19 protein-coding genes are annotated in these 21,111 nt (G+C 45.1%); 13 read left to right on the top strand and 6 right to left on the bottom strand.

What is annotated here, in order from left to right; all coding sequences use genetic code 11:
* Positions 1–104 precede the first annotated feature (104 nt).
* Both QZX97_RS12215 and QZX97_RS12210 read right to left on the bottom strand, forming a co-directional pair.
* Complete coding sequence (locus QZX97_RS12215; protein WP_295655623.1) at positions 105–980, bottom strand: terminase small subunit; 876 nt, start codon at positions 978–980, stop codon at positions 105–107.
* A gap of 962 nt (positions 981–1,942) precedes the next feature.
* A complete protein-coding gene (locus QZX97_RS12210; RefSeq protein ID WP_295664677.1) occupies positions 1,943–2,395 on the bottom strand; it encodes a hypothetical protein in 453 nt (150 codons plus the stop codon).
* 152 nt (positions 2,396–2,547) lie between these two features.
* On the opposite strand from QZX97_RS12210, the gene QZX97_RS12205 reads away from it, so the two are divergent.
* Entirely contained in the window at positions 2,548–2,796 is a 249-nt protein-coding gene (locus QZX97_RS12205; protein WP_295655625.1) for a hypothetical protein, read from the top strand.
* A 147-nt stretch (positions 2,797–2,943) separates the two neighbouring features.
* Positions 2,944–4,782 carry a UbiD family decarboxylase gene (locus QZX97_RS12200; RefSeq protein WP_295655626.1) on the top strand — a complete coding sequence of 613 codons (1,839 nt, stop codon included), beginning with the start codon at positions 2,944–2,946 and terminating at the stop codon, positions 4,780–4,782.
* An 86-nt stretch (positions 4,783–4,868) separates the two neighbouring features.
* Here the strand turns inward: QZX97_RS12200 and QZX97_RS12195 are convergent, their stop codons facing one another.
* Together QZX97_RS12195 and lpdA are read right to left on the bottom strand one after the other, a co-directional pair.
* On the bottom strand, positions 4,869–5,708 hold the full coding sequence (locus QZX97_RS12195) for an MBL fold metallo-hydrolase (RefSeq protein ID WP_295655627.1): 840 nt from the start codon (positions 5,706–5,708) through the stop codon (positions 4,869–4,871).
* A 130-nt stretch (positions 5,709–5,838) separates the two neighbouring features.
* The gene (gene lpdA, locus QZX97_RS12190; RefSeq protein WP_295655628.1) at positions 5,839–7,227 is read right to left on the bottom strand and encodes a dihydrolipoyl dehydrogenase; all 1,389 of its coding nucleotides are present in this window, start codon (positions 7,225–7,227) and stop codon (positions 5,839–5,841) included.
* A 366-nt stretch (positions 7,228–7,593) separates the two neighbouring features.
* Here lpdA and QZX97_RS12185 point away from each other — a divergent pair, with 366 nt between their 5' ends.
* The 3 genes from QZX97_RS12185 (at position 7,594) to QZX97_RS12175 (ending at position 12,244) form a co-directional block, all read left to right on the top strand.
* The gene (locus QZX97_RS12185) at positions 7,594–10,902 is read left to right on the top strand and encodes a carboxypeptidase regulatory-like domain-containing protein (protein ID WP_295655629.1); all 3,309 of its coding nucleotides are present in this window, start codon (positions 7,594–7,596) and stop codon (positions 10,900–10,902) included.
* 116 nt (positions 10,903–11,018) lie between these two features.
* Positions 11,019–11,852, top strand: a complete 834-nt coding sequence (locus tag QZX97_RS12180; RefSeq protein WP_295664676.1) for a sulfite exporter TauE/SafE family protein — start codon at positions 11,019–11,021, stop codon at positions 11,850–11,852.
* Positions 11,849–12,244 (top strand): DUF1634 domain-containing protein, encoded by a 396-nt coding sequence (locus QZX97_RS12175; protein WP_295655631.1) that lies wholly within the window; start codon positions 11,849–11,851, stop codon positions 12,242–12,244. Before QZX97_RS12180 ends, QZX97_RS12175 begins: the two co-directional genes overlap by 4 nt.
* 161 nt (positions 12,245–12,405) lie before the next feature.
* Here QZX97_RS12175 and QZX97_RS12170 read toward each other — a convergent pair whose 3' ends face one another.
* The gene (locus QZX97_RS12170; RefSeq protein ID WP_295655632.1) at positions 12,406–13,077 is read right to left on the bottom strand and encodes a phosphatase PAP2 family protein; all 672 of its coding nucleotides are present in this window, start codon (positions 13,075–13,077) and stop codon (positions 12,406–12,408) included.
* Positions 13,078–13,156: 79 nt separating this feature from the next.
* Here QZX97_RS12170 and QZX97_RS12165 point away from each other — a divergent pair, with 79 nt between their 5' ends.
* From QZX97_RS12165 to bcp, 6 genes are all read left to right on the top strand, one after another.
* Positions 13,157–14,890, top strand: a complete 1,734-nt coding sequence (locus QZX97_RS12165; RefSeq protein WP_295655633.1) for an amino acid permease — start codon at positions 13,157–13,159, stop codon at positions 14,888–14,890.
* Between the two features lie 29 nt (positions 14,891–14,919).
* Entirely contained in the window at positions 14,920–15,174 is a 255-nt protein-coding gene (locus QZX97_RS12160; RefSeq protein ID WP_295655634.1) for a SemiSWEET transporter, read from the top strand.
* 244 nt (positions 15,175–15,418) lie between these two features.
* Positions 15,419–15,940: a T9SS type A sorting domain-containing protein gene (locus tag QZX97_RS12155; RefSeq protein ID WP_295655635.1), complete on the top strand. Its 522-nt coding sequence runs from the start codon at positions 15,419–15,421 to the stop codon at positions 15,938–15,940.
* Between the two features lie 111 nt (positions 15,941–16,051).
* Positions 16,052–16,663 (top strand): fumarylacetoacetate hydrolase family protein, encoded by a 612-nt coding sequence (locus QZX97_RS12150; RefSeq protein ID WP_295655636.1) that lies wholly within the window; start codon positions 16,052–16,054, stop codon positions 16,661–16,663.
* On the top strand, positions 16,660–18,381 hold the full coding sequence (locus QZX97_RS12145) for a M23 family metallopeptidase (RefSeq protein ID WP_295655637.1): 1,722 nt from the start codon (positions 16,660–16,662) through the stop codon (positions 18,379–18,381). The genes QZX97_RS12150 and QZX97_RS12145 overlap by 4 nt, the downstream gene beginning before the upstream one ends.
* Positions 18,381–18,842 (top strand): thioredoxin-dependent thiol peroxidase, encoded by a 462-nt coding sequence (gene bcp / locus QZX97_RS12140; protein ID WP_295655638.1) that lies wholly within the window; start codon positions 18,381–18,383, stop codon positions 18,840–18,842. The genes QZX97_RS12145 and bcp overlap by 1 nt, the downstream gene beginning before the upstream one ends.
* Positions 18,843–18,921: 79 nt before the next feature.
* On the opposite strand, the gene QZX97_RS12135 is transcribed toward bcp, so the two are convergent.
* Positions 18,922–19,335 carry an EamA family transporter gene (locus QZX97_RS12135; protein WP_295655639.1) on the bottom strand — a complete coding sequence of 138 codons (414 nt, stop codon included), beginning with the start codon at positions 19,333–19,335 and terminating at the stop codon, positions 18,922–18,924.
* A gap of 137 nt (positions 19,336–19,472) precedes the next feature.
* On the opposite strand from QZX97_RS12135, the gene QZX97_RS12130 reads away from it, so the two are divergent.
* Together QZX97_RS12130 and QZX97_RS12125 are read left to right on the top strand one after the other, a co-directional pair.
* On the top strand, positions 19,473–20,030 hold the full coding sequence (locus QZX97_RS12130; RefSeq protein ID WP_295655640.1) for a sigma-70 family RNA polymerase sigma factor: 558 nt from the start codon (positions 19,473–19,475) through the stop codon (positions 20,028–20,030).
* Between the two features lie 44 nt (positions 20,031–20,074).
* Complete coding sequence (locus tag QZX97_RS12125; protein ID WP_295655641.1) at positions 20,075–21,079, top strand: hypothetical protein; 1,005 nt, start codon at positions 20,075–20,077, stop codon at positions 21,077–21,079.
* Positions 21,080–21,111 lie beyond the last annotated feature (32 nt).

Below are 21,111 nucleotides of genomic sequence, written 5' to 3'. Positions count from 1 at the left end.
TCGTTGGCCAGACATTTCCAATCCCCCAAATAACAAACGCCACATAAAATTCAAATCCGCCACAAGTTATTCAAAACGCTTTGCGCCATGCGCCATGCGCTTTGCTAAAAGAACACCTTCTGCCCGGGTTTAGGCGGCAAGCTGTTCAAATACTGCTGGCGGCGTTCTTTTATCACCTCATTGCTCAACTTCCTGCCGCTCAAGCCCGGGTTGCTAAAAGTATTGGCCGCCGTGCCGCCGTTGTTGGTGTCCCGATAGCTATCGGGATCACCAACAACCGTAGCCACCCCGTTCTTATTGTTATGCCCGGCATCAGCGTTCGCTCTGTTTACACCCATCTCTCTCATCGCCAAATCCGCCTCCCGTTGCTTTAAATCACGTTCCTTTAAATACAATTCCCTTTGCAGCGTTTCAAGCTTTACCTTTTTTTCGTATAAATCCTTATCCAGCGCGTCAATACTATCGTCTTCAAAGCGGTCATCATCATTCAGGTCTTCCTTATCCACATAAACGGCCTCCTGTGGTTCCGGCTTTTTTTGCTCAACCTCATAAAACTTAATGTGTTTGGCAATTTTTTCCAATGCCGCCAGTTTGTTGTGTAGCCGTAGTTGTACCGTAGTGCCATATTTCCCCTCGCTCACCTTCAAACTCCATATCGCCGACTTTTTATCATCAACTATATCCTGCATGGCCTTCACGCGACCATCATCCCCAAAATAGTCGCCCATATTAGCAAAAGCGACTTTCATCAGTTCTCCCAATAAAGTTTCGTGGCTCACCTGCAGTTTTTGCGCTGCCTCGGCCGTACGCTCCTTCAAATAAGCCTGTATCTTGGGCATTTCCATCAGTTGCCCGTTCATGGCGGTAGCCTGCGTGTACCCCGCCCGCAAAGCCGCTCGGGTGGCGTTCATGTCTATCAAATACTCATCGCAAAAGCGTTGTTGTTTAGGTGTCAGTGTAAATGCATCAATGGTTTTCATATATCAATTTATTGGTTTTTTTAGAAATACTATAAAATGCTCCGCCAGCTGGCGGACAACCTGCCTTCACCCTCTTTACCGCGCAGCGGAAGAGAGGGTCGGCAAGCGCAGTACAGCCGGGGTGAGTCAAATGCGCGATAAACCCAGTATCAAATGCCCCGTCAGGGGCTACCTGTTTTTAGCAAAATGTAAATTCAAAGTTTTGCCCCGTCAGGGGCTACCCTTAACCACAGCAATCCCCAACGCCTCAACAGCGTTAACAAGCACAAAAAGGTGTTTTATTGCAAATTATCTGCAATATACAAAGAATAATTTATTATTACAAAAATTACTTAAGTGATATATAAACATCCTTGACCATCATGACACCATAGCGATGGGTTTCAAACCCATCGCTATAAATAAAGCCTCTGGCCGAAACTTTTTTAACCCTCTTTCCGCACAGCGAGAGAGAGGGTGGACGAGCGAAGCAATGTCCGGGCGCGTATGCGTTCGTCGCCCCCCTACTAATGTGAACTTTTATTCCGTTTTTTATTAATTTAGCATATCAATTATTAATCGAATGGAATTTAAAGCAGCCATAACATTAGATCGATTTATCAATGAGAACACTTATGCGACAATTTTTGCGCTGCTGCTTAATGTAGTCGGATTTCTATTTGTTGGCGCGGCCTTTTATTTCAGGACAGATACCACAATGGAGTTCACATTTGCATTAATTGTGATTGGGTCGTTTACAATTGTGGGGATATATCAGACATCTTATAAAACTGCTCGGAAAATTAATTTGATAGTTCAATCTATCGAAATAGATACTAAAATAACAATCACGACCTATCAATATAAATTTCTGTTTGTCATATTTTCATCGAAGAAAATACCAATTGACAAGTCAAGTTTCGTCGTTGAAAATGGCGATATCCCGATGTATATTAAAAAGTTAAAAAACAACGAAGTATATGTTATAAAAGTTGATGGAATAGAGTTTTACGTCTTCCATCAGCACTTTGACGATAACTTGATCTTGGCATTAGCAAGCTCGGTTTCTCAAGCCCCATCAGGCGCAACCGTCCGCTTGTTTCCGGGCTAAGTTCACCACCTATCAAATCCGAAATCGAAAACGGCGAAGCCCTCAACGAAGTTAATCCGAAATCCGAAATCAAAATCCCCCCGTCAGCAGGACAGCTTCGGCCAAAAGCAGGCAAAACAAGCAGGCCTTGTGTGTTGGCAAGGGCATAGAAATTTTCGCCGAAGCGCAGGGCAAGTGCGCAAATGCGGCAAAAGGTTTTCCCGATAGCTATCGGGATAGTTCTGCCGGCTTGTGCGGTATGGCCTTGAGTTAAAGAAGCCTTCCTGCCGACTTGACTTTTTGTTACTTTTTGGTCAAGCAAAAAGTAAGAGGGCCCCGCGCCCATAACGGTCTAAATTGTTTTTTATATCCTACCCTCGTTTTAGGCAAACAAACTACAACATGCTCACCACCCACCTAATCAACTCAATCAACCTTTTACCCACCCCCATTCACCAAAATCCCTTATCTTCACACCATCAACAATACTTTCACCCCATGTCACCCAAAACCAAACAACTCATCTTCCCTTTCATTTTAAGGGCCTTGATAGAAACCGGCTTCATCATCTTCCTCTTCTATTCCAACCTGCTCATGGGCGAGTACGAAAAAACAGGCCCCGCGCAAGGCAAAAGTTTTTTTTGGGCCGTTAACGATGTTTTTACCGAAAGCAATTTCCTCATCGCGCTGGTAAGCGCCATCATCGGCTACATGGTTTTTGAGTTTTTGAGGAAGAAGTTAAAGTAAGTTCCGATTTAAGCGGCAAACAACCCAAGCGACTTAAAAACTTCGCGTCTTGGCGACTTTACGCGCAACGCTCAATTTTATGACATTGCACCAATTATCACATCAAGCATAATTATATAACTTCGCCTCCCGATACACAACACGCCCATGGGTTACCCAAGTTTACAAGCCTGCATTACCGACCTCGAAAAAAACGGCCGGCTCGTCCGCATCACCCAACAGGTCGACCCTTACCTCGAAATGGCAGCTATCCACCTCCGTGTTTTCGAAAACGAAGGCCCGGCCATCCTGTTCGAGAACATCAAAGGCAGCAAATTCCCGGCGGTATCCAACCTTTTCGGCACCGTCGACCGCTCGCGCTTCATGTTCCGCGATACGCTCGACAAAATAAAAACCCTCATCGACCTGAAAGGCGACCCTATCAAAGCGCTCAAAAACCCTTTCAAATACGCCAATGTGGGTTTAACAGCCCTATCGGCCCTGCCCATGAGGGTGGGTAAAAACGCGCCTATCAACTTCGGTCGAACCATCATCGGCGCGCTGCCGCAGATAGTAAACTGGCCCATGGATGGCGGCCCCTTTGTTACCATGCCGCAGGTGTATACCGAAGATATCGACCAGCCCGGCATCATGAACGCCAACCTCGGCATGTACCGCATCCAGTTGGGTGGTAATGATTATCTACCCAATGAAGAAATAGGCCTGCACTACCAGTTGCACCGCGGCATAGGCATACACCAAAGCAAGGCCAACGCGAAAGGCCAGCCGCTAAAGGTGAGTATTTTTGTAGGAGGCCCGCCATCGCACCCGGTAGCCGCCGTAATGCCCCTGCCCGAAGGCCTGTCCGAAATGACCTTTGCGGGAGCGCTCGGTAACCGTCGTTTCCGTTATTTTTATGATGATGAAGGCTTTTGCATTTCTGCCGATGCCGATTTTGTCATCACCGGCACGGTAATGCCCGGCCAAAACAAACCCGAAGGCCCTTTTGGCGACCACCTGGGCTATTACAGCCTCACCCACCCCTTCCCGCTCATGAAGGTGAGCCGCGTTTATCACCGCGAAAACCCGGTTTGGAGTTTTACCGTGGTAGGCCGCCCGCCGCAGGAAGATACCAGCTTTGGCGCACTCATCCACGAAATTACAGGTTCGGCCATACCTAAAGAGATACCAGGCCTGCACGAAGTTCACGCGGTGGATGCCGCAGGTGTTCACCCTTTGCTTTTCGCGATAGGCAGCGAACGCTATACACCTTATTTAAAGGAGCGCAAACCGCAGGAAATATTAACCCTGGCCAACCATATCCTGGGCAGCAATCAACTCAGTTTGGCCAAATACCTGTTCATCACCGCTAAGGAAGACGACCCTACCCTGCACACCCACGATGTAGCCAAGTTTATGCGCCATGTGCTGGAACGCATCGACTTGACCCGCGACCTGCACTTTCACACCAAAACCACCATCGACACCCTCGACTACAGCGGCTCCGACCTCAACTCGGGCAGCAAGGTTGTAGTGGCAGTAGCAGGGGACAGAAAGCGCGAACTATTGAACGAAGCACCCGCCACATTCAGCCTGCCCAACATCTTCAACAACCATAAAATGGTAATACCGGGCATTTTAGCTATAGATGCCCCAAAATACATCAGCGAAATAGAAACACAGAAACAGATCGACATCCTCAACAACCACTTAAAAAACGAAGACCTGTCGGGAATACCTTTAATTATCCTTTGCGACGATGCCGGTTTTACCGCGCAAAGCATCAACAATTTTGTTTGGGTAACCTTCACCCGCAGCAACCCGAGCCATGATATTTATGGCATCAACCCCTTTACCGAGCATAAACACTGGGGCTGCAAAGGCCCGCTCATTATCGATGCCCGCATCAAACCGCACCATGCCCCGCCATTGGTAAAAGACCCCGAAACAGAAAAACGCGTAGACAAATTAGGCGAAAAAGGCAGGCCGTTGTATGGGATAATATAGGCCCCACCCAAACCCTCCCCGGAAGGGAGGGCTTTTAAAAAAGAGGTTGAAGAAGTCTCCCCTACCGGGGGAGATTTAGAGGGGGCTTACACCTCGTCCAACCTAAACACATCCTTCACCCTGATCCCCTTTTCCGTCATCTGCAAGGTGCAGCACTCGTTCACCGGGTCGTGTTCCAAAAACAGGATGTATTCTTTCTCCAGCGCTTCGGTCAAAAAAACTTTCTTCTCGTTCAGCGTCGTCAGCGGGAACATATCATACCCCATAATATAAGGCATCGGTATATGCCCAACCGATGGCAGCAAATCGGCCATGTACACCACGGTTTTACCTTTATAACTTATCTGTGGCAGCATCATGGCATCGGTATGGCCATAGGCAAATCGTATTTTGATATTGTCGGTAAACTGCACCCCGTCTTCGGCAGGTATAAATTTAAGCCGGCCGCTTTCCTGTATGGGTAAAATATTTTCTTTTAAAAAGGAAGCCTTTTCCCGGTCGTTCGGATGAACGGCCCAGTTCCAGTGTTGCTCGTTGCTCCAATACGTGGCGTTTTTAAAACCAGGCACCAGTTTATCGCCTTCGCGGATGATAGCTCCCCCGCAATGGTCAAAATGCAAATGTGTCAAAAAAACATCGGTAATATCATCACGGCCAAACCCAAGCTTCGCCAGTGATGAATCGATGGTCGCATCCCCGCTCAGGTAATAATGCCCCATAAACTTGGCATCCTGCTTATTGCCCATCCCGGTATCAATCAATATCAGCCGGCCCTCATCCTGTACCAGCATACAGCGCATGGCCCAGGTACAAAGGTTATTTTCATCGGCAGGGTTGGTTTTGTTCCAAATCACTTTAGGCACAACGCCAAACATGGCCCCGCCATCCAATTTAAAAAAGCCGGTATCTATGGTGTGAAGTTTCATATTAAGTCAAAATTAAAAAGTCAAAATTCAAAAACACACAATCAAAGCCATAAAAGCCCAAAAAGACCGATTGGCAGAAAACCCTTTCCACCTAATCGATCTTTTTGACTTTTTAATTTTGACTTTTGACTTACAAGTGTATACACTCCCCATACGCGTCGGCAGCTGCTTCCATCACAGCCTCGCTCATGGTAGGGTGCGGGTGTACCGATTTGATGATCTCGTGCCCGGTAGCTTCCAGTTTCCTTGCGGTAACAACCTCCGCTATCAGTTCGGTAACGTTCATGCCTATCATGTGTGCGCCCAAAAACTCGCCGTATTTGGCATCAAATATCAGTTTAATAAAACCATCCTTCGCGCCGGCAGCACTGGCCTTACCCGATGCCGAGAATGGGAACTTACCCACTTTAATTTCATAACCTGCATCCCTTGCGCCTTTTTCGGTATAACCTACCGAAGCAATCTCCGGCGAGCAGTAGGTACAGCCCGGTATATTATTGTAGTTCAACGGCTCAGGGTGGTGCCCGGCTATCTTCTCCACGCAAATAATCCCTTCTGCCGATGCCACGTGCGCCAATGCCTGGCCCTTTACAATATCGCCGATGGCATAAACACCGTCGATGTTTGTTTTATAATAATCATCCACCAACACCTTGCCTTTGTCGGTCTTCACACCAACTTCTTCCAATCCTATACCTTCTATATTGGTAGAGATACCTACTGCCGACAATACTACTTCGCAATCTAATATTTCAGTACCGGCTGCGGTTTTAACTGTTACCTTACACTCCGGGCCCGATGTATCCACCGATTCAACGGTCGAGCTCGTCATAATATTGATGCCTTGTTTTTTCAGACTGCGCGCCAATGCCTTCGAAATTTCTTCGTCTTCCAGCGGCACTACGTTGTCCAAAAACTCAACCACGGTAACCTTGGTACCAATCGAATTATAAAAATAAGCGAACTCGATACCGATGGCGCCCGAACCTACCACCACCATCGATTTTGGTGTTTTTGGCAAAATCATGGCCTGGCGGTAACCAATTATCTTTTTATTGTCCTGTTTCAAATTAGGCAACTCGCGCGAGCGTCCGCCGGTTGCTATAATAATATTCGTAGCCGTATAATCCTTTGGCGTACCGTCCGATCCTTTTACCTCAACTACGCCTTTGGCTTTCAACTTGCCAAAACCCATAATCACGTCTATCTTGTTCTTCTTCATCAAAAACTGAACGCCTTTGCTCATGCCATCGGCAACGCCGCGGCTCCTTTTAATAATGGCTTCAAAATCAACGCTTTTATCACCTATCGTTATGCCATATTCGGCAGCGTGGTTAACATATTCAAAAACCTGGGCGCTTTTTAACAGTGCCTTGGTGGGGATACAGCCCCAGTTTAAACATACACCACCTAACGACTCTTTTTCAATAATGGCGGTTTTTAAACCTAACTGCGAAGCCCTTATTGCGGCAACATAACCACCGGGGCCACTACCGATAACGATCAGATCATAGTTCATATTCTTTGTAATATTTACGATTTTACGCCAAAGCTAAATAAAAACACCGATATGCGGAATTTGGATTGTTTTTTATCGGATAAGATTTTTATTGTGTCAAAATCAAGTAATCTTCATGCCAGCGCAACGATAAAAAATGCGAAAACGCAGCTTCTTTAAAATCTATTTTATTACAAAAAAAGTGCATTGCGCTTCGTTTTTTTGCAAAAAAAATCTTTAGAATGTTGATTTATTGCGAATTATGTGGAAAAAAACTTAATATTTGTTAACATTAACTTAACACAGGCTATTTGTCGAGTAGTTATCTTTGTCGACATTACTGATTCACATTAATTAATTAATTAAACAAATTAAAAAAAGCAAAGTATGAGGAAGTTTCTACTATTATTAATCGTATTTGTTGCCACAACGTTCACCGCCAGCCAGTTAATGGCACAAGGTGTAACCACGGCTTCAATGCACGGTGTTGTTACCGATACCAAAGGTGCAACATTGCCCGGCGCAACAGTAGTTGTTACGCACGTACCCACCGGAACGGTGTATTCAGCTTCAACCCGTGCCGACGGCCGTTACAACATCCCTAACTTACGGGTAGGCGGTCCGTACACCGTGAAGATCTCTTTTATCGGTTTTAAAGATTATGTTGAAGAAAACATAACCTTATCTATCGGTCAGGACCAAACCGTAAGCACAAAATTACTCGACAACACTTCAACCTTAAAAGAAGTAACTGTTGTTGGTGCTCAAGGTAAGGTAATCAACTCAAACCGTACAGGCGCCCGCGAAACTATTTCACGTGCCCAGATCGATGCGTTACCTACCTTAAACAGGTCATTAACAGATTTTACAAAATTAACTCCTTCAGCCAATGGTTTAAGCTTTGGCGGTCGCAGCAGCTTGTACAACAACATCACAGTTGATGGTGCTTTGTTCAACAACTCATTCGGTTTATCAGGTACCTTAGGTGGCCAAACCAACTCACAGCCAATTTCGTTAGATGCGATCGACCAGATTCAGGTTGATTTGGCTCCATACGACGTTCGTCAGGGTAACTTTACCGGTGCAGGTGTTAATACCGTGATCAAATCAGGTACCAACGAAATTAAAGGTACTGTTTACGATTATTTACGTAGCGTTGCTTTAACCGGCTATCAGGCAGGTACTACCGGTCTTACCATCACACCGCTTTCTTACCATTCAGACGGTGCTTCTATTGGTGGTCCTATCATTCCTAACAAATTATTCTTATTTGTTTCGGGCGAGCAAGAGCGTATCAGCGCACCTGCAAATACCTTTATAGCTACAGCTCCGGGTATAAGTGGTTCTAACGTTTCGCAAGTTAAAGCTTCCGATCTGGATGCTCTTTCATCTTACTTGCAAAGCAATTATGGTTACAATCCTGGTCCTTATCAAGGCTACAATTATGTTACCTACAGCGATAAAGTAACTACTAAACTGGATTGGAACATCAATAAAAACAACACTTTAAGTGCCAAATATTTTTACTTAAAGTCGTATAAAGATCAGCCAACCAGTACCAGTACATCGTTATATCCTAGCCGTGTTGCCGGTGTTACTGGCTTACCTTTCTATGGTAACGGTTACCGCATCAATAACAACTTCAATATTGGTATTTTGGAGTTGGATACCCGTGTAAGCAATACCATGTCGAACAAATTGACCGTAGGCTACTCTGCCCTGCGCGATTACCGTTCATCTTTAGGTACAGGCAACAAAATACCGATGGTTGATATAGGTAACGGTAGCGGTGTATTTGGCCAGCCTGGCTATGTGGCTGCAACTGCTACTGCCACTTCGTTTGGTGAAGAGCAATTTACCGAAGGTAACTTGTTAAGCTCAAACATTTTCCAGTTCTCTGATGATTACACTATTTACGCAGGTAAACATGAAATCACCATCGGAACTAACGATCAGATCCAAAGCTATACCAACGGTTTCGCTACACAATATGATGGTGTTTATTCATACAACTCGTTTAGCGATTTCGAGAACAACTTGCCTGCTGCACGTTTTTCTTACCGTTACTCTGCATTGCCTGACGGTTCTTTCCCTTACGCACACATCAAGGGTCAGGTATTCAGTTTATATGCCGAAGATAAATGGCAAGCTAACGACAACTTGAAAATAACTTATGGTGTGAGGGCCGATTACGAAAGCTTCCCTACTGCTTTGCAGGCAAATCCTAACGTGCCACCTTTAACTTTCCAACAAGGCATCCACGTTGATCCATCTGTATTGCCTGCTTCACGCGTTGAGGTGTCTCCTCGCTTTGGCTTTAACTGGGATGTGTTTGGCAATCAAAAAACTCAGGTACGTGGTGGTACTGGTCTGTTTGCCGGTCAAACTCCATTTGTTTGGATATCAAACCAGGCATCAAATAATGGTGTATTGTTCGGTTCACAAATCATTAACCGTGCCGGTACTACCAATGCTGGTCAAGATTCACGCTTAACCTTCAATCCTAATCCCGATGCTTATCACACCGGTGCCGGTGCGGCTAACACTTCATACGAGTTGGATATTACCGACCCGAACCTGAAATTGCCAAAAATCTGGAGGACTAACATCGCGATCGATCAAAAATTACCTTTAGGTTTCATAGGTACAATTGAAGCTGCTTATACAAAAGATATCAACGCGATCTATCACCAAAACCTGGTATTGTCTGATGCTACAACAACCTTACCGGGTCCGGATTATCAATTGCACTACAACAGCTCAAACATTACCCCTCAAAGTGGTGCAACCGCAGCTAACCCAACCATTACAGGTTTGTATTACATGACCAATACCAACCAAGGTTATTCTTACTTCGTTACCGGTCAATTACAACGTAGCTTCCTGAATGGTTTCCAGGCTTCGATAGCTTATACCTACAATGCATCTAAAGATGTTAACGACGGTGGTTCAACAGCCAGCAGTATCTGGAGTGGCCGCCCTGTGGCTGGTAACCCGAATGCTGATAATTTGTCGAATAGCTCTTATTATCAACCAAACCGCGTTATCGCTACTGTAGCCTACAAAAAAGAGTATGCTAAAAACTTTGCATCTTCAATAGGCTTAACCATGGAGAGCGCTAACAACGGTACAATATCTTACGTTTACAATGGCGACGTTAATGGCGACGGTCAAACAAGTAATGACCTGATGTATATTCCTGCCGCTCAAAACGATCTGGAAATTGTTGCCGCTGGTGGTACCGATCCTCGTACTGCTACTCAAGAGTGGAACCAGTTGAACAACTTTATCAACCAGGATCCTTATTTGAGCAAACACAGAGGTCAGTATGCCGAAAGAAACGGTGCTACTTTACCATTGTACCAAATGTACAACCTGAACTTAACTCAAGATTTCTATGTAAAATCGGGTAAATACAAAAACACCATCCGTGTTACATTTGATATCATCAACCTGGGTAACTTCTTAAATAAATATTGGGGCTTAGCGCAGGTGTCTGCTATTACCGGCGGTACAGGTAACGTTTCTTTATTGAAATATACCGGTGTTATCGACCCTGTAACAGGCAAACAAGAGTTTACAGTACCTTACTTAAATACTGCAAACCAAACTACTATCAATAATTCTTACCAATACGATACCAGCCAATTCTCACGCTGGCAAGCACAATTGGGTTTACGTTATATCTTCAACTAATATAACTAACCGTAATATTCAAAGCCCCCGTCCCGATAGCTATCGGGACGGGGGCTTTTTTTGTTTTATTACACTTGCGCTTAACAAGATATTAGTACTTTAGCCGATACAAAAACATGACTGTACTTGTATTAACCCTGATTATCTTGGTCGGTGCTTATGTCGCAGGGCTTGTCGGTTCGCTTACCGGCCTGGGCGGCGGCGTGGTTATCATCCCCTTGCTTAGTATACTATTGCACGTAAATATCCATTACGCCATCGGGGCTTCATTGGTTTCGGTTATCGCCACTTCTTCGGGCTCGGCAGCGGCTTATGTTAAAGAAGGCATCACCAATATGCGCCTCGGCATGTTTTTGGAGATAGCCACCACAAGCGGTGCCATAACCGGCGCGGTGATGGCCAAATACCTGCCCGTACAATACATCGCTATACTTTTTGGTGTAGTATTGATTTTTTCCGCAGTTACTTCACTCATCAAACGGGCCGAATACATCGAACGCAAAAAAAGCAAACCGGCCGAAATATTAAAACTTAACGGCACCTACCCTTCCAACGGCGAACCTATTGCCTATAACGTTACCAACGTAGGCGGTAGTTTTTTGATGATGATTTTGGCCGGCGCCATGTCGGGCCTGTTGGGTATCGGCTCGGGCGCGTTAAAGGTTGTAGCCATGGATGGCATTATGCGCGTACCTTTCAAAGTATCCACCACCACCAGTAATTTTATGATCGGAGTTACCGCCGCCGCCAGCGCTGTGGTTTACCTGCAGCGCGGCTATATCGACCCCGGCCTGGCCATGCCTGTGGTAATTGGTGTATTGCTTGGCGCCTTTACCGGTTCAAAAATATTGGTACACTCACAGTCAAAAAAACTAAAATACTTTTTTGCCATTGTAGTTACCGTGCTGGCTATACAAATGATTTACAAAGGCATTTCGGGCACCTTATGAAAAAAAATACCAAACAAATCAAAGGCGACAGGGATATCCAACTGTTTATCGGCTCGCTGCTGCGTTGGGGGGTACTTTTGTCTATGGCAGTGGTCATATTTGGTGGGATAGTTTACCTCTACAGGCACGGCCAAACCACAATAGATTACTCTCAATTTAAAGGCGAACCCAGTCTCACCACTAAATTTGTTGATATCATTGAAGGCGTATTCGCGTTTAAGGGCAGGGCCATTATCCAGTTGGGTATCATTTTACTGATTGCTACCCCTATCGCCCGTGTGTTAACCTCGGCCATCGGCTTTATCGCTGAAAAGGATTACTTGTATGTAACCATCACGCTCGTCGTCCTCGCCATCATTATGTTTAGCATGCTGGGCGGCTTCGGAGGATAGTTCCGGTATTTCATTTCTTTTTTGAATAGTTTTTGGCAAAAGCGGGGCTTTACACAAACAAAAAATTGTGGGCTGGGCGATTCCCCTCCCGATAACTATCGGGATGAGAGGGGTGCAGGGGTGTGTTATTAAAGCAGTTTAACATTCAGAAAGATCATGCGCTAAACCTTTTTTCCGCGAATAGTATCGATCAGCCCCTTATCCCATGCCGGCGATTGGATGAATGCTTTCTTGTCTATCCAGCTTACCCAAAACACGGTTACAAACAGGCCAATGGCCGACCCGCCCACCACATCCTCAAAAAAATGCTCGCTTAAGTACATGCGCGAGTAACCTATCAGTATCGCAATCAGCAAATAAAACAAGCCCCATTGCTTTTTTGGTGTGATATAGGTCAATACCACCGCCGCCGAAAACGCCGAAATAGTATGCCCCGAAGGGAAACTAAGTGAATTGAGCATCGGTATGCCTTTTACCAAATACATGTGGCCGGTGCCATGAAAATAAGCCATAGGCCTTGGCGTGCGAATGATCCGCTTTAAAGCCTGCGCCACCAGCGATGTAATCGAATAGCTCGTAGCCAGCAGGAAACCTACCCGGTAATTATATGCCAATGCAACAAGCGCAATGGCCACCACAAACAGCCCATCGCCCATATCGGTAAACAGCGGGAATATCACATCGCCAAAGGCAAAATGCCAGCTGTTAACGGTATAGTATATTACCTCTTTGCTGTACAAAGCCTTTATTACAAAACAAAAACACAAAATAACCAGGTACGGAACGAGTAAAAACCTAAGTTTTTTTAGGATATCGACAATATTGCCCTTCATCCGCGCAAGTTAGTTACAATAGCGTATTTATTCAATGCAAAAAAATGGTTATGTTTGGTTTTAAGCTTTAAACACGTAAATGGCAACAAATATATTCCGCAAAAAGTCGATAGAAAAGATAGTAGCCGATGCCAAAGCCGGTGTAGACGACGGGCATGGCATATCCCTCAACAAAGTGCTCACCGTCCGCGATTTGACCGCCCTCGGCATAGCCGCCGTAATAGGCGCCGGTATTTTCAGTACCGTTGGCCAGGCTTGTTTTGATGGTGGCCCCGGCGTTATCTTTTTGTTTTTGATTTGCGCCGTTGCCTGCGGTTTTTCGGCCCTTTGCTATGCCGAGTTCGCTTCGCGCATACCCATGTCGGGCAGTGCGTACACCTATTCTTATGCTGCCTTCGGCGAAATCATCGCCTGGATAATCGGTTGGGATTTGGTAATGGAATATGCCGTTGGTAACATCACCGTGGCTATTTCATGGTCGGGCAACCTCACCAGCTTTTTGCACAACATAGGCCTGCATATCCCCGATTTTTTAAGCAACAGCTTTTTCGACGTAAAAAGCGGCAATACCCAATACCTCGAAAAATTAGCCGCCCACTACCCTACCGCCGCCGACTTTCTGCCCCTGCACAACATGTGGGTAAACGCACCGCATATCGGTTCGTTGCCCGTTATCTTAAATATCCCCGCTTTGGCTATTACTGCGTTTATTACCTACCTGGTATACATCGGCATCAGCGAATCGCGTAAAGCAAGCAACATGATGGTGCTGTTTAAACTACTCGTAGTTGCTGCGGTTATTATCATCGGCTTTTATTATGTAAACCCTGCCAACTGGGTGCCCTTTTTACCTAACAAGTTTGCCGGTGTAATGAAGGGCGTTTCGGCTGTATTCTTCGCCTATATCGGTTTCGATGCCATATCCACCACCGCCGAAGAATGTAAAAACCCCCAGCGCGATTTGCCCCGCGGCATGTTTTACTCACTGGCCATTTGTACAGTTTTATATGTGCTCATCGCCCTGGTATTAACCGGCATGGTTAAATACTCCAAACTAAACACCGCCGACTTTTTAGCCAATGCCTTTAACGAGCGCGGCCTCAACTTTTTGGGCGGCATCATCGCTCTGAGTGCCATAGTGGCCACCACTTCCGTGTTGCTGGTTTTCCAGATAGGCCAGCCCCGTATATGGATGAGCATGAGCCGCGATGGCCTGTTGCCCCCTAAGTTTTCAAAACTGCACCCCAAATTCCATACGCCCTCATTTTCAACCATCATCACCGGTTTGGTGGTAGGTATTCCGGCGCTGTTTTTGGATTCGGAGATTGCTACAGCCCTGTGCAGCATAGGCACGCTGTTTGCCTTTGTATTGGTTTGCGGCGGCATCCTGATTTTACCCCAAAGCGAAAAAGCCGAAGGCAAATTCAAATTGCCCTACGTTAACGGTAAATTTATCGTTCCGGCCCTACTCATTGTTTCCGTGGCCATTACCCAATGGCAACTGCCGCATTTTTTCAGCGATTTCTTCTTTAAATACACCGATGGCGATGCCACACACACCGCCACTCAGGTTTTCATGACTAAAATCCCCTACTTTGCTTTCACCATACTGGTATTGGCCATCACCATCGTAGGCTTTATCAAAAACTTCTCGCTCATCCCGGTACTCGGCCTCGTGTCCTGCTTTTATTTGATGACGGAGCTGGGAACCACCAACTGGTTGCGCTTTATTATTTGGTTAATTATTGGCTTGGTCATTTATTTTAGCTATAGCATCAAAAAGAGTAAATTAGCAACCCAACCGGCAGGTTAAACGCCCTTAAAAGCGTACCTTTGCGGGATATGAATTTGACTACCATCATTGGCTATATGGCTGCTTTTGGCACCACCATATCCTTTTTGCCGCAGGCCGTTAAAACCATCCGCACCAGGGATACTTCGGGCATATCGTTAACCATGTACACCTTTTTTACCATTGGCACATTGCTATGGCTCATTTATGGCGTTTTAAGCACCCAGTGGCCGGTAGCGGTGGCCAATGCCATTACTTTTGTGTTCGCCTCAACCATCATGGTTTATAAAATAAAGTATAAATAGTTTCCCGGCTACACCTTCCCCAAATAAAATCCCGGTGCAATCCCGGGGTTATCTTGCTATGCAAAACAGTCACAAAAAACGGCACTATTTTTAAAACATATTAAACGTTTTTTACGTATATAAATCTAATATGAGGGTATAGAAAAAGCGCTTCATTTTTTTGTTAAATTTTGTTAAAAATATTATTTAACCAAGCACTATTTGAAATGAACGCGTTTTTATTTATACTTTTGTAAATATTTCTATGAAGAAAACTTACTATCCTTTAGTTTATTTATTTCTCTTGTTTGTCGCGATGGCGTCCTGCATAAACTATGTCCATGCAGACGGCACCAAACCGATGAAGAGGGATACAAATAAATTGAACAAAGTTTTCCCGAATAAAAACGACAAATCGTACCTCAAAAACGGCCTCCACGAATTGCCCCCTTTAAAACCCGCCATTACCATTTATGGTGGCAGCAGCATCACCAAACCCGCGTTTCCAAAGTACGAACCGGCCAAAGTGATCACCAACGTACAGGTTTACCCCAACCCCATTTCCGATCAGATAAACCTGCGTTACAACGTGGCCAAAAACAGCAACGTTACCATCAAAATTATGGACATTCTGGGTAACGATATCATGACCCTGTTCTCACAACGCGTTGATTCCGGCGAACAGAAGTTTACCTTCAACATCAACAGCAAACTGCCCAGCGGCTTTTACTTTGTCCGCCTCGTCATCGGCAGCGAATCGGTTTACAAAAGGATTGCGATACTTTAGTTTTTAAAGTCGCTTATCTTCCTACCGCGCTAAATCCGACTTCCGAAATAAAAAATCATTTGCACATTTGCACATCTGCACATTCGCACATTTTTCCTAAATTCGCTATCCATGAAGATCATCGCCATTGGCCGTAATTACGCCGAACACGCCAAAGAACTGAACAACCCCGTACCCACCGTACCGGTAATTTTTATGAAGCCCGATACGGCTTTACTCAAAGACAACAAACCCTTTTATCATCCCGATTTTTCGCAGGATGTGCACCACGAAATCGAAATCGTGCTCAAAGTGTGCAAAGAAGGAAAAAACATCAGCGAAAAGTTTGCTGCCAACTATTATGATGAACTGGCCCTCGGTATCGATTTTACCGCCCGCGATATTCAAAGCCGCCATAAAGAAAAAGGCCTGCCCTGGGAGCTCGCCAAAGCGTTTGATAATTCGGCTCCGGTAAGCAACTTTATACCGAAAGATAAGTTTGCCGATCTATACAAACTCAACTTTCACCTCGATATCAACGGCGAAACAAGACAGCAGGGCAGCACCACCGACCTGCTTTTCTCTTTCGAAAAAATCATCGCTTTTGTATCCGGCTACATCACTCTAAAAAAGGGTGACCTGATATTTACCGGCACGCCGCCGGGCGTATCTAAAGTAAGCATCGGCGACCACCTCGAAGGCTATCTTGAAAATGAAAAACTGCTTGATTTTTATATAAAGTGAGGATAGTATTGAAGTTCATTACCTGCCTGTTCGTTTTTACTGCGGTTTGTTTTGTTGTGCTTGCGCAGGATATCATCCAAAGTCGCCCCTACCCGCAAAACTTTTTCAGGTACCCGCTCGATCTGGTGCCTACCACGGCCGGCTCCTTTGGCGAGTTGCGTTCCAACCACTTCCATGCCGGGCTCGACTTCAAAACCAACCAAAGCATTGGCTACCCCGTCCACGCCGTTGCCGATGGCTACGTGTCGCGGTTAAAGGTACAATTTGGTGGTTTTGGCAATGCGGTGTACATCACCCATCCCAATGGTTATACCAGCGTTTACGGGCATTTGTCAAAATTTGCGCCCGGTTTAGCCAAAATGATACGCGATACGCAGTACAAATACCAAAACTTCGAAGTGGATATCAATTTACTGCCCTCACAAATGCCTGTTTGTAAGGATGAGGTCTTCGCCTGGTCGGGCAATGCCGGAGCCTCGGCAGGTCCGCATTTGCATTTCGAGCTGCGCGATACCAAAACCGAGGAAACCGTGAACGCCCAACTGTTCGGTCTCACCATTCGCGATAAAGTGCCGCCCGTTATCAGCGCCCTGTACATTTACCACCTTAACGGCGAACCTTTTAGCGAACATACCGCTAAAGACTTTCATAAAGTAGCCGGTGCCAACGGCAATTACCACCTGCTGCCTGCTGCAATACCTGTACTGAGCGGCCAGATAGGCTTCGGCATCAGTGCCTACGACATGAACAGCACCTCGATGAATCATAACGGTGTATATTCCATCCAACTGAGTGTGGATGATAATCCCGTATACACCTTCTGCGTCGAGCGTTTCGCTTTCAACCAAACCCACGCCATCAACGCCATCATCGATTATCCCGATTTCCTCAAAACCGGGCGCGAAATACAAAAGAACTTCATCCTGCCCGGCAATAAAATAACCGTGTTCCCGCAATCCATAAACCGGGGTTTGGTCAACTTTAACGACGATGACACGCATACCATCAGCTATGTGGTAAAAGATGTAGCGGGTAATACTTCTACATTAAAATTCAAGGTCAACTCATCATCAAAACCACCGGCAAGTCAGCCAAAACCCGATGGTACCTTGTTTAAATACGATAAACGCGACGAGTTTACTGCCCCCGGCATTAAAGTAGTGGTACAGCCGGGTAACTTGTATGATGACCTGAATTTCATCTATTCAACATCGCCAAAAAGGCCGGGTGCGTATTCTATAGTGCACCATGTACACAACCGCTATACGCCCATACACGATAGCTATGAATTATCCATAAAACCCGATGTACCGCTCGGTAACTATGCCAATAAAGCGGTAATTGTGAGTATTGGAGGCGCATCCGAAGGCGGCGACTATCAGGATGGCTACATCAAAACCAATGCCCGTAACTTTGGCGATTTTGAGATTAGGGTGGATACCGTGCCGCCCAAAGTATTACCGCTCAACATCCACGATGGCGCTAATTTAGCCGGGGTAAAGCTCGTTCATTTTAAAATAAGCGATAACCTTTCGGGAATAAAAACATACAACTGTAAAATTGATGGCCATTGGGTTTTAACCGAGTGGGATTATAAAACAAGGTTGCTAAATTGCACTGTCGATGAAAATTTGATTCCGGGCAAACATGATTTGGAATTAACTGTTGGAGATAACAAAAACAACCTGACCACTTATACCGCTAATTTTTACAAATAATGGCAACACTAAAAGAAGGCGAAAAAGCCCCCGGTTTTACAGCGAAGGACCAAAACGGAAACATGGTTTCCCTGTCGGATTTTAAAGGAAAAAACGTAATCCTTTATTTTTACCCAAAGGACGATACTCCCGGCTGCACCGCCGAAGCCTGTAGTTTCAGGGATAATTACCAATCGTTGGTATCACATGGTTTTGCCGTTATCGGTGTAAGTACCGATAGTGAAAAGTCGCACAAAAAATTCGAAACCAAATACAACTTGCCCTTCACTTTAATTGCCGATGAAGATAAAGTGATAAACGAAGCCTATGGCGTTTGGGGCGAAAAAAGCATGTATGGCAAAACCTATATGGGCACGGTTCGCACCACTTTTATCATTAACGCAACAGGCACCATCAGCAATATCATTACCAAGGTCGATAATGCAAACGCCACGCAACAGGTGTTGGATCTGTTGGGATAGTTTTGATTTATTGAATGATTGATTTATTGATTGAGCAAAATTATTCAATCATTCAGTCAATCAATCATTCAATCAATATCTATAGTATCAACACAAACGTCCCGCCCATAATCATCAATGCCCCAACGGCCGATTTCCAGGTAATGGGCTCGCCTAAAAATATCACGGCCAGCACAATGGCTATGGCCACGCTCAGCTTATCCACCGGTGCCACCTGCGATACCTCGCCTAGTTGCAACGCCTTAAAATAAAATATCCACGACAGGCCCGTCGCGCATCCCGACAGCAACAGGAATATCCAGTTCTGTTTCGATAGGTTGCCGATGCCCGACGCGCTGCCCTTAAACAGCACAATACCCCAGGCCAGCATCAAAATAACCACCGTACGGATGGCCGTCGCCAGGTTCGAATCCATATTCCTGATGCCCATTTTGGCAAATATCGCCGTCAAGGCCGCGAAAAAAGCTGATAGTAAAGCGTATATCCACCACATAGTATTTTTGTTTGATTAAACTAATCGTAAATTTAGCAATCAAATATGGTGGAATGTTGATGTTTTAAACTTATGCTATATTTATGACCGAAAATAATTACTTTTATAACTGTTAATTAGTAATCTAAATACCATACATGTCTAACCCGGTTGTTGAAGACGCAGAAATACTGGAAAAATTCCAGGACGAGAAAACAAGGAACTTGGCGTTCAACATGTTGCTCAAAAAATACCAGCAAAAAATTTATTGGCACGTACGCCGCATGGTAATAGACCATGACGATGCCGATGACCTGGTGCAGGATGTTTTTATCAAAGTTTGGAAAAACCTGCCCGGCTTTCGCAGCGACGCCCAATTGTACACCTGGATGTACCGCATAGCCACCAACGAGTGCATTACCTTTTTAAATCGTAAAAAGTTAAAAAATAATGTATCGTTTGATGATGTATCGCACGAACTATCGGAAACATTGGCCGACTCCACTTACTTTGATGGCGACAAGGCCCAAATGAAGCTTCAAAAAGCTTTGCTAACCTTGCCCGAAAAGCAAAAGTTGGTGTTTAACATGAAATATTACGACGACATGAAGTACGAAGAAATGTCGGAAGTGCTCGGAACCAGTGTTGGCGCGCTTAAATCGTCGTTCCACCTGGCAGTTAAAAAGATAGAGGCTTTTTTATTGGCCGAAGATTAAAATACGATTAAACCTTTTGTAAAAAAAAGCATCTATATAAGGTGATGAAAAAGGAAGAAGACGATATGAAATGGATTGAAGGGTACCCAACGCTAAAACAGGTGAACCCTGTTAGCCCGTTTGCCGTGCCCCAAAACTATTTCGGTGAGATGGAAGCACAGCTAATGGGGCATATTAAGCTATTGGAGGCAACGCAAAATGCCGCCGATAAAGGCTTTATCGTGCCGGTTAATTATTTTAACGAACTGGAGCAAAACATACAGGCGAGGGTTGCTATAGAAGCCGGATTAAGTGTCGAAAATACATTCAAAGTACCCGAAAACTATTTTGAAGATTTGACGCAAAACATCCAATCGAGGATAGCCATAGAAGAAGCATTGAATACCGAACAGGAATTTACCGTACCTGAAGGCTACTTTAACGAACTGGAGCAAAATATACATGCCCGCATCGCCATCGAAGAAGCATTGAATACCGAGCAGGCATTTACTGTACCTGAAGGCTACTTTAACGAACTGGAACAAAACATACAGGCCCGCATCGCCATCGAACAAGCATTGAATACCGAACAGGCATTTACTGTACCTGAAGGCTACTTTAACGAACTGGAACAAAATATACAGGCCCGCATCGCCATCGAAGAAGCGTTGAATACCGAACAGGCATTTACCGTACCCGATGGCTACTTTGCCGAACTGGAAAACAAAATCCTGTTGCAAACATCGCATGTATTGCCGGTTAAACAGGCAAGCAGGCAGGAGCGTCAGGGCATTATTGTAAAAATGTTTGTTTCCAGCGCGTTTAAATATGCGTCGGCAGCATGTTTTGCCCTGGTTGTGGGCACTGCGATATTTATCAGCGAGTTTAACAACCCGGTTGCTACACATAACCGCAGTTATTTGCATAAAGCTTTATCAAAGGTTCCGGCTGATGAATTGGAAAACTATTTGGAATTGAACAGCGATAGCGCCACTATATTAGAAAACGTTGACCCTGATAATTTTAACGCTCAGCAAGCGGATACAAACAAACAGGTAAAAAATAATTAGGCTATTGGTAACAATGGTTTGTACCCCAAGGT

Origin of the sequence: uncultured Mucilaginibacter sp., from assembly GCF_903893715.1 — a bacterium.
Taxonomy (GTDB): Bacteria; Bacteroidota; Bacteroidia; order Sphingobacteriales; family Sphingobacteriaceae; genus Mucilaginibacter.
This window is presented reverse-complemented; position numbering and strand designations above follow the sequence as displayed.